We start from the raw sequence: 472 nt of genomic DNA, 5'->3' as shown, positions 1-472 counted from the left end.
GAACGCACCGATGGTGGAGATCGTGTTCAAGGTGGTGAACCCGTCGGACGGCAGGTAGTCGGCGTAGCGACGCGGCATGCCCTCGTTACCGAGCCAGTGCTGCACCAGGAAGGTGGTGTGGAAGCCGATGAAGGTCAGCCAGAAGTGCCAGCGGCCGAGCTGCTCGTCGAGCATGCGTCCGGTCATCTTCGGGAACCAGAAGTAGATGCCGGCGTAGGTCGCGAACACGATGGTGCCGAAGAGCACGTAGTGGAAGTGCGCCACCACGAAGTACGAGTCGTGCAGGTGGAAGTCCAGGGGCGGGCTCGCGAGGATGACACCGGTCAGACCACCGAAGAGGAAGGTCACGATGAAGCCGACCGAGAACAGCATCGGCGATTCGAAGGTGATCTGGCCCTTCCACATCGTGCCGATCCAGTTGAAGAACTTCACACCGGTCGGGACGGCGATCAGGAAGGTCATGAACGAGAAG

Annotated in this window: 1 protein-coding gene; it reads right to left on the bottom strand. The window is 61.0% G+C overall.

Features of this window, described 5'->3' with window-relative positions; all coding sequences use genetic code 11:
• On the bottom strand, positions 1–472 hold a 472-nt coding region (locus R1101_RS29045; RefSeq protein ID WP_037225457.1), incomplete at both ends, for a cbb3-type cytochrome c oxidase subunit I.

Source organism: Rhodococcus sp. R1101 (assembly GCF_000278445.1).
Taxonomy (GTDB): Bacteria; Actinomycetota; Actinomycetes; order Mycobacteriales; family Mycobacteriaceae; genus Rhodococcus; species Rhodococcus gordoniae.
Note: the sequence above shows the minus strand (reverse complement) of the source record. Positions and strands in the feature narration are given on the sequence as shown.